The 16,135-nt window shown below is 65.7% G+C and carries 13 protein-coding genes and 1 pseudogene; 5 read left to right on the top strand and 9 right to left on the bottom strand.

The features are described 5' to 3' along the window. Window positions 1–138: 138 nt before the first annotated feature. The 3 genes from ABD156_RS26045 to ABD156_RS26035 all read left to right on the top strand — a co-directional run bounded on the left by ABD156_RS26045 (window position 139) and on the right by ABD156_RS26035 (window position 3,410). Window positions 139–1,371, top strand: a complete 1,233-nt coding sequence (locus ABD156_RS26045) for a cytochrome P450 (RefSeq protein ID WP_344278928.1) — start codon at window positions 139–141, stop codon at window positions 1,369–1,371. 94 nt (window positions 1,372–1,465) lie between these two features. Further along, window positions 1,466–2,059: a class I SAM-dependent methyltransferase gene (locus tag ABD156_RS26040; protein ID WP_344278925.1), complete on the top strand. Its 594-nt coding sequence runs from the start codon at window positions 1,466–1,468 to the stop codon at window positions 2,057–2,059. A gap of 139 nt (window positions 2,060–2,198) precedes the next feature. Continuing rightward, window positions 2,199–3,410, top strand: coding sequence for a cytochrome P450 (locus ABD156_RS26035; protein WP_344278922.1), 1,212 nt, complete (start codon window positions 2,199–2,201; stop codon window positions 3,408–3,410). A gap of 26 nt (window positions 3,411–3,436) precedes the next feature. On the opposite strand, the gene ABD156_RS26030 is transcribed toward ABD156_RS26035, so the two are convergent. The 9 genes from ABD156_RS26030 to hpnE form a co-directional block, all read right to left on the bottom strand. Then, entirely contained in the window at window positions 3,437–4,591 is a 1,155-nt protein-coding gene (locus ABD156_RS26030; protein ID WP_344278919.1) for a Rieske 2Fe-2S domain-containing protein, read from the bottom strand. A 23-nt stretch (window positions 4,592–4,614) separates the two neighbouring features. Beyond that, window positions 4,615–5,340, bottom strand: coding sequence for an SDR family NAD(P)-dependent oxidoreductase (locus tag ABD156_RS26025; protein ID WP_344278916.1), 726 nt, complete (start codon window positions 5,338–5,340; stop codon window positions 4,615–4,617). Window positions 5,341–5,520: 180 nt separating this feature from the next. Then, complete coding sequence (locus ABD156_RS26020; protein WP_344278913.1) at window positions 5,521–6,735, bottom strand: cytochrome P450; 1,215 nt, start codon at window positions 6,733–6,735, stop codon at window positions 5,521–5,523. Then, window positions 6,732–8,288 carry an AMP-binding protein gene (locus ABD156_RS26015; RefSeq protein WP_344278911.1) on the bottom strand — a complete coding sequence of 519 codons (1,557 nt, stop codon included), beginning with the start codon at window positions 8,286–8,288 and terminating at the stop codon, window positions 6,732–6,734. Before ABD156_RS26015 ends, ABD156_RS26020 begins: the two co-directional genes overlap by 4 nt. Beyond that, window positions 8,285–9,547 (bottom strand): cytochrome P450, encoded by a 1,263-nt coding sequence (locus ABD156_RS26010; protein ID WP_344278909.1) that lies wholly within the window; start codon window positions 9,545–9,547, stop codon window positions 8,285–8,287. The genes ABD156_RS26015 and ABD156_RS26010 overlap by 4 nt, the downstream gene beginning before the upstream one ends. Window positions 9,548–9,653: 106 nt before the next feature. Continuing rightward, window positions 9,654–10,814, bottom strand: coding sequence for a flavodoxin-dependent (E)-4-hydroxy-3-methylbut-2-enyl-diphosphate synthase (ispG, locus tag ABD156_RS26005; protein WP_344278906.1), 1,161 nt, complete (start codon window positions 10,812–10,814; stop codon window positions 9,654–9,656). Continuing rightward, window positions 10,811–12,172: a cytochrome P450 gene (locus ABD156_RS26000; protein ID WP_344278903.1), complete on the bottom strand. Its 1,362-nt coding sequence runs from the start codon at window positions 12,170–12,172 to the stop codon at window positions 10,811–10,813. The genes ispG and ABD156_RS26000 overlap by 4 nt, the downstream gene beginning before the upstream one ends. After that, window positions 12,169–13,131 (bottom strand): 4-hydroxy-3-methylbut-2-enyl diphosphate reductase, encoded by a 963-nt coding sequence (gene ispH / locus ABD156_RS25995; RefSeq protein WP_344278901.1) that lies wholly within the window; start codon window positions 13,129–13,131, stop codon window positions 12,169–12,171. The genes ABD156_RS26000 and ispH overlap by 4 nt, the downstream gene beginning before the upstream one ends. Window positions 13,132–13,140: 9 nt before the next feature. Further along, a complete protein-coding gene (gene hpnE / locus ABD156_RS25990) occupies window positions 13,141–14,496 on the bottom strand; it encodes a hydroxysqualene dehydroxylase HpnE (RefSeq protein WP_344278898.1) in 1,356 nt (451 codons plus the stop codon). A 72-nt stretch (window positions 14,497–14,568) separates the two neighbouring features. Between hpnE and ABD156_RS25985 the strand changes: the two are divergent. After that, a pseudogene (locus ABD156_RS25985) lies at window positions 14,569–14,803 on the top strand (2-oxoacid:acceptor oxidoreductase subunit alpha); the annotation flags it as partial. Window positions 14,804–15,085: 282 nt separating this feature from the next. Next, entirely contained in the window at window positions 15,086–16,090 is a 1,005-nt protein-coding gene (locus ABD156_RS25980) for an NAD-dependent epimerase/dehydratase family protein (RefSeq protein ID WP_344278895.1), read from the top strand. Window positions 16,091–16,135: the final 45 nt, after the last annotated feature.

Below are 16,135 nucleotides of genomic sequence, written 5' to 3'. Positions count from 1 at the left end.
ATTGGGTCCCTGGACCCTGTTCGCGACGCGAACTGAAGACATACGTTCCCGCGCACTGGTACTGGCGGAGGGAGCGCACGCGATGCGGCCTTCAACGGACTCGGCTCTCGTGGTCCCCCATGATCCTGACGGTGCCTGATGAACACCGCCGACATCAACCTTCTTGACCCGGACACCTATCGCGACGGAATTCCGCACGACGCCTTCGCCTACTTGCGAAGTCATCGGCCGATCTTTCGGCATGCGGATCCGCAGAGCGCCAACGGATTCTGGGCGATAACTTCGCACTTGGGCGTCAAAACTGTTTCCCGGAACCCGAAAACGTTCTCTTCCTGGAAGCGTACTACCGTGTTGGAGGAGTTGCCCGAAGATCTGATTCAGATGCTGCAGATGATGCTGTTGAACACTGATCCACCGGAACACTCAAGGCTGCGTGGAGCGGTGTCCGCCAGCTTCAGCAACACCGCTGCGGCGCGGCTCGCCAGCAAGGTCGAGAAAATCTGCGAGAAGTTGGTCGACGACGCACTCGAGATGCGGACCGGCGACTTTGTCGAGATGTGCGCGGCAAGGCTGCCGATGATCGTGATCGCCGACCTTCTCGGTGCGCCGAAGAGGGATCGCGACCAGCTGTACCGGTGGTCTAATCGGTTGTCGTTCAGGGCGGATCCGGAGTTCGACGCGGACGGCGGTGACCAAAAAGCGGCCTTGGAAATGCTCGAATACGCCAAATATCTGGCGGATCTGAAGCGGCGTGAGCCGGGCGACGACTTGTTCACCGATCTCGTCTCCGTCGGCAGTGGCGCGGGTGAACTGTCGGAGCTTGAGCTTGGACTATTCTTCATCATGTTGACGACGGCCGGAAATGAGACGGTGCGGAGCTCGATTTCGAACGGCATGCTGGCGCTGATGCACCATCGCGGACAGTGGGAACAACTTTGCGCTAGGCCGTCAGCCCTCGATACGGCACCGGACGAGATCATTCGGTGGGTGAGTCCGACGATGGCATTTCGGCGTACCGCGATGACTGACGTCGAGTTGTTGGGGGAAACGATCCGGGCGGGTGACAAGGTCATCGTGTATTACGCAGCTGCGAACTACGATGAAGTTGTCTTCGCTGCTCCCATGGAGTTCGACGTGTGCCGGAACCCGAACCCTCATCTCGGCTTCGGCGGCGGGGGCCCGCACTACTGTCTCGGCCGTTACCTGGCACTGCTCGAGATCAAAACGATGCTCAGGGTGCTTTCCGAAAAAGTCGACCGCCTGGAGATTGAGGGGCCGGTCCGGCGGCTGAGATCGAACTTTCTGCACGGCATAGCCACGATGCCGGTGAGAATCGTCCCGCGGCTGCCGCGACGATCGGTCATCGGATGAAGCGGGCGGGGTGGTCGGCGTCAGTGGCAGCGAGAACCATGACTTGGTACCTGGAAAGCGGTGCGCGATGTTGTTGAACCGTGTGGAGACAGCCGTGATCAACTCTCCGCCCCGTCGGTGGTTCCAGCACTTCGAAGCACATCTGCTGTCCACGTGGGAGGGCCGTTCGCCGGGCGCTCGCGCCGTGGAGATCGGTTGCGGCACGGGCTACGGGACCAAACTGATCCTCGACCAGTTTGGGGCAGCGACTGTGCACGCGGTCGACCTCGACCCGAAGATGATAGCTCGCGCGGAGCGGCGATTGCGTCGTTACGCGGGCCGGGCGTTCTTGTCGCAGGGCAGTGCCACTGACCTGCGAGTGACGTTAGAACAGTTCGGCGGAGGCAAGGATGCGAGCTACGAGGCGGCATTCGACTTCGCGATCATCCACCACATCCCGAACTGGCGCGACGCCGTTGCCGAGATCGCCCGGGTACTGAAGCAGGGCGGGAAGTTCTTCTTCGACGAGGTGACAGCGACCGCCCTCGCCCGACCGTCGTTCCAGTTGCTGTTCGACCATCCGACCGAGGATCGGTTCACCGCCGGAGAGTTTCTTGCCGAATTGCCCCGGCACGGCCTGGAAGTCGGCGAGCGATGGCGCACCTTGGTCGGTGGGGACTATTTGTTCGGTGTCGCGATCCGCCAGTGAGGGTTCGATCGTGCTGGGGTGTTCGCGATCCGCAGGCCAAGCGTCCCAGTTTGGGCCGTAGGGCCCGGGTGTGCAGGCCGGAAACTGTGGTACTTCATGGCGGGCCGCTTCCGCAATATCGGCGAAATGAGGTGCTCTCGTGACCCGCAGGCCCGAAGAACCCGTCGCGTATCCCTTCGAGTACTCAGCGCTCGCGATCAATGAAGCTTATGCCAAGGCGCGAGATTCAGAAGGAATGACATTGGTCCAGATGCCGTTCGGGGAACCGGCCTGGCTCGCCACCCGCTACGCGGACGCGCGCTTCGTCTTTGGTGATCGGCGATTCTCTCGTGCTATGTCCGTCGATCGGGACTACCCGCGCCCGAACGAGTACCGGCTGGGAGATCTCGGGCTGATGGGGATGGACCCGCCTGAACACAGCCGGCTGCGGACTGCGATCTCGAAGGCGTTCTCGGTCAAACGTGTCGAAACATTGCGTCCGTGGGTAAGGCAGCTCGCGGAACAACTTGTGGAGAAGATGCTGGTACAACGGCCGCCGGTTGACCTCATGGAGGCGCTGGCGTTTCCGCTGCCGATAGCCGTCATCTGCCAGTTGCTGGGCGTGCCCGAAGCGGACCGTGCACAGTTCCGTGTTTGGAGCGACGCCGTCATCTCGACGGGGCTCGGCCAGTCGGCCACGATGGGCGAGGCTCTCGGGGACTTGATCAGCTACATGTCTGAACTGGTGGCCGAACGCCGGGAGACGCCCCAGGACGACCTGATCTCGGCTTTGATCCAGGCGAGCGACCTAGGGCAGGCACTGACCGAGAGCGAAGTCATGCTGCTGGCTGTCGGCCTGCTCGTGGCCGGCCACGAGACGACGGTGAGCGAGATCGGCAACTTCGCGTACGTCTTGCTGGATCGCTCGAACGAGTGGCGGCGGCTCGTCGACGAACCGGGTTTGATCCCGGCAGCGGTCGAGGAACTCGCCCGGTTTGTTCCGCTGGGCACGCTCGCTCGGTTCCCTCGCTATGCCACAGAGGACGTCGAGGTCGGCGGGTTTCTCGTCCGAAAAGGAGAAGCGGTGTTGCCCTGCATCAGCGCGCCCAACCACGACCCGCGAAGGTTTGCGGACGCGGACGCGCTTTGTCTCGACCGCACGGACAATCCGCACCTGACGTTCGGCCACGGTCCGCATTTCTGCCCCGGTGCGGCGCTTGCGCGCCTTGAACTCCAGGAGGTGCTCCGTGTTTTGACGGTCCGGGCCCCCGCGATGAGGCTCGCGGGGGAGGTCGTCTGGAAGCGCGGCGCCCAAGCTCGGTCGCCGCTGGCGTTGCCAGTCGAGTGGCCGTCTGATGCCGCGGACCGGTGAGGTGGTAGTGCAGTGCAAGGCTGGCGTTAGAGGTCGTCGCCGCTCGAGTCCTCGGTGGCGGCCTGCCTGCTTCGGCGTGCCGGCGGCCGGTCAGCGTTGCCGACGTACTGGGCCCACTTGTTGATCGTGAGTCGCTGGAATTCCGTCACCGCCGGGTTGACTTCCGGGATGGGTGCCTGGTGGTGCCGCTCGTGCGCCCGCTGCTCTGCCTCGATCGCCACTCGGTCTTGGTCCAGCAAGGGCAGGAGGTAAACCCGGCGGGCGACCTTCAGCAAAGCGGTGACGAGCGGCCGCGGCAGTTTTACCGGCAGCAAGGGGATCCGGTAGAGATCGGGAGCGAACAGGAAGACGAAGAAGCACCGGGTCGTCCGCTCGTCGACGGGCAGGACGAAGCACCAGTGTTTGATCTTCCCGCCGGTGTCAGACCACTGGTACGGGTACTGGTAGCACAGCCGGATGCTTCCCCGGTCGACGTGGGGATCGAGGAACGCCTCGGTGAATCGGTTCCCGCCCACCTGGGTGCGGTAACTGACGGCAACCTGTTGGTCGTCGACCGACAGCGATGTCATTCGGGCCTGGGTGAAAGGCCGGTACTTCCGGTGGAGGTAGGCGTGCGTGAAGTCGCTGACGTTGTCGATGATCATCGAATGATGTCCCCGCCAGGTGACGTCGACGGGCACGCAATGCCAGGCAGCCGAGTCGGCCAGCTCCGGGATGACCGGAATCGATTGCGATTCTGACCGGGCTGGATCGCCCGGGAAGAGCCAGATGAGCCCGTATTCTTCGCGGACCGGGTAGTGATCGAGCTTGGTCTTGGGTACGCGGTGCCCGAAGAGGTCGTGCGGGACCGCGCTGACGTTGCCCTGTCCGTCGTGCCGCCAGCCGTGGTAGAGACAGGCGAGTTCGCAGCCCACGACTTTGCCCTCGGAAAGCTTGAGCTGCCGGTGGGCGCACCTGTTGTCGATGGCGCGCAGGACACCGTCCTCGCCGCGGAAGACCGCGATCGGTTTGTTCCAGAACACCACCTCGACAACTTGTCCGGGCTTCACCTTCGCGACGAACTCGACCGGGTACCAGTAGTCCGGGTCCAGACCGGCGGCCCTGGCACGCTGGTGTCTGGTCCGGGCCGAGCCGAAGTCCGGCACCGGCTCCACACCGGCGGTGATGGCGCGTTTGTTCATCGGGGCACCCCTGGGTTCGTTGCTCATCGGGCCATGACCACGCCCGCGCCGAGGTATAAGACCTGGCCGGTGATCTGCCGGGCGGCGGGGGACGCGAGGAAAGCGACTGCGGCTGCGACGTCCTCGGGCGTGCACAGACGACGGGTGGCGGTCTGTCGTTCGATCGACGCCAGCTGCTCAGCGGTTAGAAAGCACTCGACAGTCGCGGTCCGCTCGACGGCGTTCGGCGCGACTGTGTTGACCGTGACACCCTGCCTGCCGATCTGGAAGGCGAGGTTGCCGGTCCACGTCTCCAGCGCGGCCTTGGCCGGTCCGTAGGGACCGAATCCGAACGGAGCGCTCTTAGCGGCGATAGAGCCGATGTTGACGATCCGTGCATCGGCGGTGAAGCGCGGTCGGAGAGCCTCGGTCATGAGGACCGCGCCGAGCAGGTTGGATTCGAGAGAGGCCAGCCACTCAGCCTTGACCCCGGCGAGGTCGGCGGCAGTGCCCGCGGGGGGAGCGCCGGCGTTGTTGACGAGGACGTCGATTTGCCCGGGCAGTTCCGGAAGGGCGTCGGCGACGGAGTCCGGCTGGGTGATGTCGATGAGGACTTCCTTCGCCGCCGGGCCGATGACGGCACAGGTCTCTTTGAGCGGGCCTGGACGTCGGCCCGCGACCACGACGTCGAACCCCGCGTCGGCTAATTCCACTGCGATCGCCCGGCCGATGCCGCTGCCGCCTCCGGTCACTACTGCGTGTCGCGTCATGGTTCTCCCGGGCCTGGAAGGGTGGGCTCGGGCCTGCCGCGTGGTGGGATAGATCGGCGCGTGATCTCTGCGGCAGGCCCGAGAACTCGAGCAAAGCGGTTGCGGGCGGCTATAGACAGGGCCTGCGGGCCTATCGGCTGCTCTGATGTGAGTCAGGTAGCGCGGCTCTGCCGCAGGGCGTCACCACGCGACGGGCAGCGTTTCGAACCCGCCGATGAGAGACCTCTCGCGGAGTCTGAGTTCGGTCCGGTCGACGGCGAGCCGGAGTGCGGGCAGCCGGCTGAACGCGGAGCGGAGGGCGATGTGAAGTTCGAGCCGGGACAGCACCGCGCCGACGCAGAAGTAGTTGCCGTAGCCGAAGGCGAGGTGCGTATTTCCGGTACGGCGGATGTCGAATCGCTCGGGATCGGGAAACGCCGCGGGGTCGTGGTTGGCGATTTCGTGCCCGAGGAGAACGAGGTCGCCCGCCTTGATGTGCTTGCCTGCCAAGCCGAAGTCGTGCACGGCCCAGCGGGGGACGGCGCCCATGCTGGGCATCGCGATCCGCAGGACTTCTTCCGTGATTTGAGGAGCAAGGCCGGGATCGGCGATGAACGCGTCGCGGGTCTCTGGGTTCGCCAGCAGCAGGACGGTGCCGAATTCGATGCGTGCCACCGACGATGTGAAGCCGGAGAAAAGCAGAGTGTGCGCGATACGGATGAGCTCTTCGTCGGTGAGCCTGCCGCCTTCGTCATGGGCCTGGACGAGCTCCGAGAGGATGTCGTCAGCCGGTCGGCGCCGTTTCTGCTTGACCATCTCCACGAAGACCGAATTGATCTTGACCAGCGCGGCGATCGCACCGTCGAAGTCGTCGGTAGCCTGGGCCGCGTCCGACCAACGCATCAGGTCGGGCCGAGCGTCCTCGGGCACGCCGAGCAGTTCGCTGATGACCTCGGCTGGCATCGGCAAGGCGAAGTGCTGCCGGAAGTCAGCCGGCCGCTCGTGTTCGGAGAAGCGGTCGATCAGCTCATCGGCAATACCCTGGATCTTCGGCGTGAGCGCCCGCATCCGTTTCGCGGTGAACGCCCTCGTGAGCACTCGCCGGATGCGTGCGTGGTCTTCGTGGTAGGTCTCGTGCTTCCCAACCGGTGCGGCGAATACGTCGCCAGAGTACCGGGGCGCATTCTGCGGGTCTGGGTGCGATCGGCTCAGGCTGTCTCCCGCCAACAGGTGCCGGATGTGCTCAAACCTGCTCACCAGCCACCCGTTGTCGCCACTGGGGGTAACAACCTGGACGATCTCGCCTGTCGAAAGAATGTCGTGGTAGGCGGCGGGCATGGCGAGCACGTCGTCGCGGCTCAGCGGAAGGACCAGCGGCTGCTGGAGGCTCGTCGGCTTCTTGACCGTTCCGCTCATGACGGTATCTCTTTCGCTGCCAGGTAGGCGGAGCGCAGGAAGTGCCTGCGGAGCTTGCCGTCGGGCCGACGCCCGACCGTCGGGACGAACTCGATGCTCTTCGGGAGCTTGTGCCGGGCCAGCCGGAGGCCGGCCGCCGCCAAGATGTCGGCCGCGGTGCCCTCACCCGCCATGGCGTCGGGCGCGAGCTCGACGAGGGCGACGGCGCTGGTTCCCCATTCGTCGTCGGGAACGCCGACGACGGCGGCATCGGAAACCGCTGGATGCTGTACGAGGACGGCTTCGATCTCGGCCGGATAGATGTTCACGCCACCGGAAATGATGAGGTCGGCTCGGCGGTCGTCGATGTAGAGCCAGCCCTCGTTGTCGACATGCCCCAGGTCTCCGGCCGTGCAGTAGCCGTCGCGGATCGCAGCTGCGGTCTTCTCCGGATCGCCGAGATACTCGAACCGCAAGAGGTCGGGAAGCTTGAGGTACACGAGGCCGGTCTCTCCGGGCATTCGGGCAGTGCCGTCCTTCCCGAGAACTCGGACGGAGCCCGGTTCCGGACGGCCGACGGTGCCTGGATGTTTCAACCAGTCCAGCGACCCGACGCTCACCATACCGCCTTCGGAGAAGCTGTAGTACTCGTGCAGGATCGGTCCAAGCCAGTCGAGCATCCGCCGCTTGGTGTCGATCGGGCAGGGCGCTCCGCCGTGCAACACGTGCTGCAGCGACGAGACTTGGACGGAGTCCCGGATCTCACTGGGCAACTTGAGCCATCGATGCATCATGATCGGCGTCACGCTGGTGTTGGTGACTCGATGCCGGTCGATGAGTCGCAACGACTCCGCGGCGTCGAACCGGTCCATCAGGACTAGTTGCTGTCCCATGTGGAGGGACTGGGCGGCGAAGCCGCCTGCGGCCGCGTGGTGCATCGGTGCGGTGACCAGGTGGACGCCGGTCCCGATCGGGAGCCCGAACCTCTTGCGCAGTGCCCAGCTCAGATAGCCGGCTATCGGGTCGGGCCGTCCGATGCGCATCGGACGGCGCACGCCCTTGGGGACGCCGGTGGTGCCTGAGGTGTAATGCATGATCTGGCCAGTGAGCCGGTTCTCCGGTGCGGTGTCGGGCATCTCGGCGGTCAGCTGGTCGAGACCGGCGAAGCCGCCGAATGGTGCAGGCGCGAATCGCTGTCGGTCGGTGAGTCCTGCGGCGTCGGCCGCTTCGCTGGCGGACTGGGCGAACCGTTTGCTGGCAACGAATATCGAGGCCCCGGAATCCGAGATCAGATAGGTGAGCTCGGAAGCTGTCAGCTGGGAGTCGAGCGGGACCAGCCGAAGGCCGATCTGACCAGTGGCGAAGACCAGCGCGAGGTAGTCGCTGCTGTTGGGAAGCATCGCGGTGACTGTGCTGCCTGGTTGAAGCCCGGCTGCGCGAAGTCCGTGGGAGAGGCGGTTGGTGCGGATGAGCAGTTCGCCTCGGGTGACCGCCGTTCCGTCCGGCTCGATCAGGGCGACGCGGTCCGGTTGCGCGGCGGCGAGCCGCCAGAATCCTTCGGGGTCCAGGTTCATCGGGTGCTCCCAGGGCCGATGCGGGCAGCAACTCTCGTGGGTGCGAACGCGACCGGCATTCGCTTGACAGCGTTGGCGAAGTTCGAACGGAGTCGGTCCACCTCGCCGTCGAGGCGGATGTCGGGCAACCGCCGCAGCAGCTGGCCGAAGAACGCGGAGATCTCGATTTTGGCGAGATGCGACCCGAAGCAGAAATGCGGTCCGCCGCCGCCGAATGCGAGGTGATCGTTGGGGGAGCGGGTGATATCGAAGCGGCAAGGATCGGCGAAGACCTCTTCGTCGCGGTTCGCCGAGATGTACCAGACGGAGACCTTCTCGCCTTCGCGGATCAGCACATCGCGGACGACGGTGTCCCGAGTCGCCGTACGACGGAAGTGCATGGTCGGGGTGCCCCAGCGCAGCATCTCCTCGATCGCGCCGTCCATGAGCGTGGGGTTCGCCCGCAGCCTGGCCCACTCCCCGGGATGCTCGAAGAACGCCAGCATCCCCTGCGAGAGCAGGTTCCGCGTGGTTTCGTTGCCCGCGATCGCCAGCAGCAGGAAGAAAAGACCGATCTCGAGTTCGGAGAGCCGGTGCACCCCGCTCTCGTCTTCGAGCGAGATGTGCACGAGTGCGCTGGTGATGTCGTCGCCGGGATCGCTGCGTTTGACCTCGGCGAGCTTCGCCGCGTACTGGAGCATCTCGACGCTCGCCGCCGTCGCGTCGGACCGTTGAGAGCTGAGCTCGGGATCCATCCATCCTATGATCCGGTTCGCGAGGTCGAAGACGAACGGCCGGTCTGGCTCGGGAATGCCGATCAACTCCGCGATCACCCGCAACGGCAGCTGAGCCGCGAGATCGGCGACGAAGTCGCATCCGCCCAGCTCGGCTACCTCGTCCACGATCCGCGCGGAGAGTTGTTCGATGCGCTGCGCGAGCGCCTGTACCCGGCGCGGTGTGAATGCCTTGTTCACCAGCAGCCGGTAACGGGTGTGCCGGTCCGGATCCATGTAGAGCAGAAGCAGGCGCAGCCCCGCCAGTTCGGCTTCCGGGTAGTCGGCGATCTCGGTGCCGCCCAGTTCTGAGGAGAATGTCGCCCAGTCGCGGCTGATCGCTCGGACATCGGCGTGTTTCGTGATGACCCAGAATCCGGGGCCGCCAGGCTCTTCGTGCCAATAGACCGGTGCCTCGGCGCGCAGCCGGGCGAACATTTCGTACGGCACGCCACTGACGTAGTTGTCCGGGTTCCACAGGTCGATTCCGTCGAGTTTCGTGCGCATCACGACCTCCGCGTTTGCCGGCTGGAGAGAGCAAAGCGACCAGGCGCGGCTCCCGACAGGGCCTGGGGGCCTAGCTGACTCTGGCGGACGCGGATCAGGCGTGCCGTCATCGCACCTCGACCACTGGTGCTCCGCAGGCACCGGGCTGTTCCGAACCCATCTCATGAGCGAGTCGCATCGCTTCATCGATGAGCGTCTCGACGATCTGCGTCTCTGGCACCGTCCGGACGACTTCGCCGCGGACGAAGATCTGTCCTTTGCCGTTCCCGCTCGCGACGCCGAGGTCGGCCTCCCGCGCTTCTCCCGGTCCGTTCACCACACAGCCCATGACGGCGACGCGGAGCGGGACCGACAGCCCCTCCAAGCCAGCCGTTACCTGCTCGGCAAGGGTGTACACGTCGACCTGTGCCCGGCCGCAGGACGGGCACGACACGATCTCCAGACCGCGCTGGCGGAGACCGAGGGACTCCAGGATCTGGATGCCGACCTTCACCTCTTCGACCGGCGGAGCCGAGAGAGAGACCCGCAGCGTGTCGCCGATCCCCTGTGACAGCAGCGCTCCGAAGGCTGCCGCGGACTTGATCGTGCCTTGGAAGGCCGGGCCGGCTTCCGTGACGCCTAGGTGCAGCGGGTAGTCGCACGCCTCGGCGAGCAACCGGTAAGCGGTGATCATTACGACCGGATCATGGTGCTTCACCGAGATTTTGAGGTCGGAGAAGCCGTGCTCTTCGAAGAGCGAGCATTCCCAGAGGGCCGATTCGACGAGCGCTTCGGGGGTCGCTCTGCCGTGTTTGGCCAGCAGCCGAGCATCAAGCGAGCCGGCGTTGACGCCGATTCTGACGGGTACGCCGGCCGCGGCGGCCGCGCGCGCGATCGCGCCGATCTTGTCGTCGAACTTCTTGATGTTGCCGGGGTTCACCCGGACTCCAGCGCATCCGGCGTCGATGGCGGCGAACACGTACTTCGGCTGAAAATGGATGTCCGCTACCACCGGTATCGCCGATTTGCTGGCGATCAGCGGCAGCGCGTCGGCGTCGTCTTGGCTCGGTACGGCGACGCGCACGATCTGGCAGCCTGCTGCGGTCAGCTGAGCGATCTGCTGCAGGGTCGCGTCCACGTTCGCGGTGAGCGTCGTGGTCATCGACTGAACGGAAATGGCGGCGTCTCCGCCGACTGCGACGTTTCCAACCTTGATTTCCCTGCTGCTTCGGCGTTCCGCGAGCATCGCCGGTGGCTGGGCGGGCATTCCGAGGGGAATCGCGGTCATGGCGTGCCGCCTCTCGCGACCGGTCGTGCGACGGCGGCTGTCCTGCGGTCGATCGTCATCGCGATCCCGTGTTTCGACCGGAGTGAGAACGTCGGCCAGAGCTCTACGGGGTGGCCGGGGACGAGACTCGGCTGGTACTGCTGCGCGAGGGTCGCGAGGACGAGGACCGCTTCGGTCATCGCGAAAACCTTGCCGATGCACATTCGGGAGCCCGCGCCGAACGGGATGTACGCGAACCGGGGCAGCTGGCGCTCGAACTCATGGGTCCACCGCGCCGGCCGGAAAGAGGCCGGGTCCGGGTAGAGACGTGGGTCGCGGTGGATGACCCACGGCGCGATCATCGCGCTGGAGCCCGCTGGAACTGGGTGCCCTCCGACGTTGGTGTCGCGCACGGCATCCCGGCCGAATGCGAAGATCGGCGGATAGAGGCGCATCGCCTCCTTGACCGCCCTCTCGGTGGCGGGGAGCCGAGCGAGGTCGTCGAGGGTCGGCGGACGGCCGCCCAGCACGTCGTCGAGTTCACGATGGACGATCTCTGCCTCGGCAGGGTGCTGGGCGAGCAGGTACCAGCTCCACGACAATGCCAGAGCGGTGGTTTCGTGGCCGGCGAAGAACATGGTCATGGCTTCGTCGCGAAGCTCGGCATCCGACAGCCTGCGGCCGTCTTCGGTAGCGTTCATCAGCTGCGGCAAGAGCCCGCGGCGGTGCCCGCTGGCGGCACGGCTGGCCAGGATGAAACCGTTCACGATCCTGTCGAGTTCGCTGATGGCGCGCCGCAACGCCATGTTGCGCGGGGTCAGGACGGAGTCCGGCAGGGGGATGATGGCGCGGGTGCGTTCGTGCATCCGGCGCTGGACGACCTCGATGTGCCGAGCGATTGCGGCGACGTCGACTTCCGCCTCGTCGTCGAAGAGACACCGCACGACGGCGCGCAGCGTCAACTTCATCATCTCCTGCTGGACGTCCCGGACCCCGCCGCTCCGCCAGTTGTCCGCGATCCGCTGGGCCTCGTCGACCATGACCGTCGCGTAAGCGGGCATCCGGTCAGAGTGGAAGGCGGGCTGGGCGAGGCGGCGCTTTTCCCGCCACGACTCGCGCTCGCTTGTCAGCAGTCCGTCACCGAGGAACAGCTTGTTGTTGCGCAGCATGAACACTTTGCGGAAATCCTCGTGCCTGCTCGTGAGCACCTCGCCGATCAGCGCAGGATCGCTTATCAGGAAGCCGCGGTGGAAGACAACCCGGACGGGCACGAAGTCGCCGTGCTCCCGGGCGCAGCGGGTAATGAATGCGAGCAGGTCGCCTCGGTACTCGCGAAGGCAACCGAGCAGGGGAGTCCCGGTGGGGCCAGGGGTTTTCATTTGTCACGCACCTCCAGGGGGAGGCCGAACGACATCATCTCAGTCGTGATATTGCGCTCGGCCACCTCGGTGTGCCCGTGCTCCGCAAGCCACTCGACAACTCCCGCGACGAGATCGGGGGACGCGGAGGCCCCTGCTGTGACACCGACGACCGTAGCGCCGGCCAACCAGCCGGGGTCGATGCTGCCGGCATCTTCAATGAGGTACGCGGGGGTGCCGCTGCGACGGGCGACCTCGACCAGGTTGTTCGAGTTGGTGGAATTCGCCGAGCCGACCACGAGTATTACGTCGGCGTCCTCGGCAACTGCGCGGACCGCGCGCTGACGGTTGGTCGTGGCGTAGCAGATGTCTTCGCTGTCCGGCCCTGCGATCCCTGGAAAGCGCTGATTAAGTGCGGCGACGATGGCTTGTGCCTCTTCGACGGCAAGTGTGGTCTGGGTGACGTAGGAGACCGGTCCCGTGATGTCGAGCTTCGCGACGTCGTCCACGGTCTCGACGAGCACTGTTTGTTGTGGGGCTTGGCCGAGAGTTCCAACTGCCTCGTCGTGTCCGGCGTGTCCAATGAGGACGACAGTGTCGCCGCGCCGTGCGTAACGCCGAACTTGGGAGTGCACCTTCGTCACGAGCGGGCACGTGGCGTCGATGACGTCGAGACCTCGCGCGCCGGCTTCGTCGCGCACCTTCGGCGAGACACCGTGTGCGGAAAAGACGACAGTGGCACCGGCAGGAACTTCCTCGAGTTCGTCAACGAAGACGGCGCCCTGCCGCTGTAGATCGTGCACGACGTGGACGTTGTGCACGATCTGCTTGCGAACGTAGATCGGAGCTCCGTGTTGATCGAGCAACCGTCGCACGATCTCGATTGCTCGTTCGACACCGGCGCAGAACGCACGCGGTCCCGCGAGCAGCACGCCATGAGCGGGACGCGATTGTTCAAGCGGGAGAGGCTCGTTCGGCATCGGGGTTTCCTACCGTTCGGCGACCGAGGACATGTGTGGGAAACCGATGTGTTCCAGCGCGTGGGAAGCGGCGATGTTCCCGCTGCGGACGGCGCCCTCCATGGTGTCCGGCCAACCGGTGGCGGTCCATGAGCCGGCGAGGAACAAGCCAGCGGTGGCGGTGGTGGCGCTCGGCCGGTGCTGACCGCAGCCCGCAGCCTGGCGGAATGTCGCATGACGTTCCCTGGTAACGAAAAAGTCCCGTACCACGGCGGAACGGGCCGCAGGGAAGAGACGGGCAAGCTCTGGGTACAAGCTTTCTCGGAGGAGTTCGGCGGGCAGGTCGATCAGTTCCTCTGCGGCCGATAGCGAGACGGCGAGGTATTGCTCATCGGGGTGCCCTCCTGCGATTCGTGTGCGATCGAACGTCCATTGGATCGGAGAGCCGACCGCAGCGCAGAAACGGAGTTCGGTCACTCTGCGGTCGAAGACGAAATGCGCGTTGAGAATCGGGACACTGCCGAGTTGGGCAGAGGACTGAGCGACGGCACCGGCGGGGAGGAGCTTGCCGGCCTGGGTGTGCGGTGTGGCAAGCACCACTACGTCGGCGGCGACGTCGCCGCCGTCGGTGGCCACGACGAGCGTGCCGTCGTCGGCCCGCCGGACCGCGGTTGCCTTGGTGCGGAGCATGACTTTCGCGCCGAGCCGATCGAGTGTGTTGGCTGCCGGCGTGGCGTGCAGACCCGAAAGAGGGACCAGCGGGATGCCGACGTCGGCGGCAGCGGCTCTGGTCAGCAGTGCGGTTCTGAACACCTTTACTGCCAGTTGCAGCGACGCCTCGTCGCAAGTTGTGTTCAGCGCAGCAACGATGAAGAGATCCCACAGCGCTGACACACTGCGTGCGCTTTGGCCGTTGTCCCGCAACCACGAGCCGAAGCTCTGGTTGTCGAGCGAGGGATCGTCGGGGTCTAGGAATCGGAGCCGACGCGCGGCATCGAGGACCTTCAACCGCTGGCGTGGCGTGAGCGGGCGGTAGGTTGCGAGGCCGGCGAGCAAGTGCAGCGGAGCGGGAAGCCGAGGAGTGCGGTAGAGCCTAGCCGGCGGGCGGCCGGGCATGAGCACCGGAATGTCGAACCGGGACTGGAATTCGACCAGACGGCTGGTGCCGATGTCGTTCAGGAACCGCAGGTGTTCGTCGTAGCAGCGGAGCAGCACGTGCTGTCCATTGTCGATTAGCAACCCGTTGCGGGGGAAGGAATACGTCGCGCCGCCTAGTCGAGGTCGTCCTTCCAGCAGGACGACCTCGACGCCGCGTTGCGCGATACGGACCGCCGCAGCGAGTCCCGCCAGACCTCCGCCGACGACGACCGCCCGGGACCCTGTCATGTGCGCACCGTCCTCCGTCCGTCGTCCGAGCACATCTGATCGGGACCGCTCCGGCCAGGGCCTCTGGGCCCAGTAGCAACGCCTCTCGTTGTGATCGACGTGCAGCGCGGCGGGCCGTCGACGGGCTTGCCGATCCGCGCCGAGCAGGCCGATCTGTTCCAGGCGATGTTCGGTCGCGACGGCGGAAGTCCGGTGCCGGTTGTCGCTCCAAGGTCGCCTGCGGACTGCTTCGACGTGATTCGCGGCGCGGACCACTCTCCGCGACCGCACGCGGGTGCTGGTGCTGTCCGACGGTTCCCTGGCGAACGCGGACGCAGACGACCCGGGCGTCGCGGCCGAGTGCTGGTTGTCAGCTGGGGGCCGACGTTCGGTTTGCTCGCCGCATGCCGTCAGTTGTCTTGGGCAGTTCGCGGTACTGCTGCGGCGAAAGCACGACGTGTCACTACTCGAACTGCGCAACGTCGCCGGAATGCCGTTCCGCGAAGCGGAGGTGTGCTCTGCGATCGGGGACACCGTCAGCTCGACGGGGCGAACCGGGCCAGGCCCGCGGACCCTGGCCGAGGCCCTTCGCCTGGAGTTAGCTCACCGGATGGACAAGGTGCTGGTGACCGGTGCGACCGGGCACCTCGGAGCGAACTTGACCCGGCGGCTGCTCGTCGACGGCGCCGCGGTGCGGGTGCTGCTCCGCCCCGGCGGTGACGAGACGGGCGTCGCGGGCTTGGACGTTGAACGCTGTCCGGGCGACCTGCGAGACGAACAGGCCGTGCGACGGGCTGTCCGGGGTTGTGGTCGCGTTTACCATTGCGCGGCACGAATCTCCACGGTTTCTGGGGGCGAACGGGAGATCTACGAGACCAACGTGACGGGCACTCGTCATGTGCTTGACAGCGCGCGCGCAGCGGGCGTCGAACGTGTGGTCGTGACCGGCTCGCTCGGCGCGATCGGTCGTGTCGTCGGCAAACCGAGCAACGAGGATGTGCCGTTCAATCCGTTCGAGGTGCACACCGCGTACACGAAAACGAAGGTGCTCGTCGAGCAGGAGATGCTGCGGGCGGTCTGCCAAGGCCTCGATGCAGTGATGGCCGTTTCCTGCGCGATTCTGGGGCCGCACGACTACTTCCCCTCGCGGATGGGCCGGACGCTGCTGAAGTTCGCGAAGGGTGGGCTGCGCGCCTATATTGACGGGGGTTTCGAGTTCGTGACTACGACGGACATCGTGGCCGGACACCTATTGGCGATGGACAAGGGCAGGACCGGGCACAAGTACCTGTTCGGCAGCGGGTTCCGGTCCATGGACGAGCTGATGGCCCTGTTCGCCGATGTGACAGGGCGGGACCGGGTGCCGGTCAAGCTCCCGGCCGCCCTGGTTTCGGGCGTCGGCAGGATCGCCAGCCCGCTGCTCGGCAAGCTGCTTCCGGGCCGGGAGCAGCTGCTTACCCCGGCAGCGGTCCGCCTGCTCACCTCGCGTCGCCGCGCCGATTGCAGCAAGTCGATGGCGGAACTCGGCTTTGTCCCCACATCGATCGAAGGGGCAGTCCGCGACGCCCATGAGCACTTCGTCCGCCGCGGCTTGCTGCCGGCGGTCGCCAGTTGACTTGGACTGGGTAGGCCCTCGGGCCCTGTCTCGCGAGCAGGTCAC

The sequence above is a fragment of the Amycolatopsis albidoflavus genome (assembly GCF_039525725.1).
Classification (GTDB): domain Bacteria; phylum Actinomycetota; class Actinomycetes; order Mycobacteriales; family Pseudonocardiaceae; genus Amycolatopsis; species Amycolatopsis albidoflava.
Note: the sequence above shows the minus strand (reverse complement) of the source record. Positions and strands in the feature narration are given on the sequence as shown.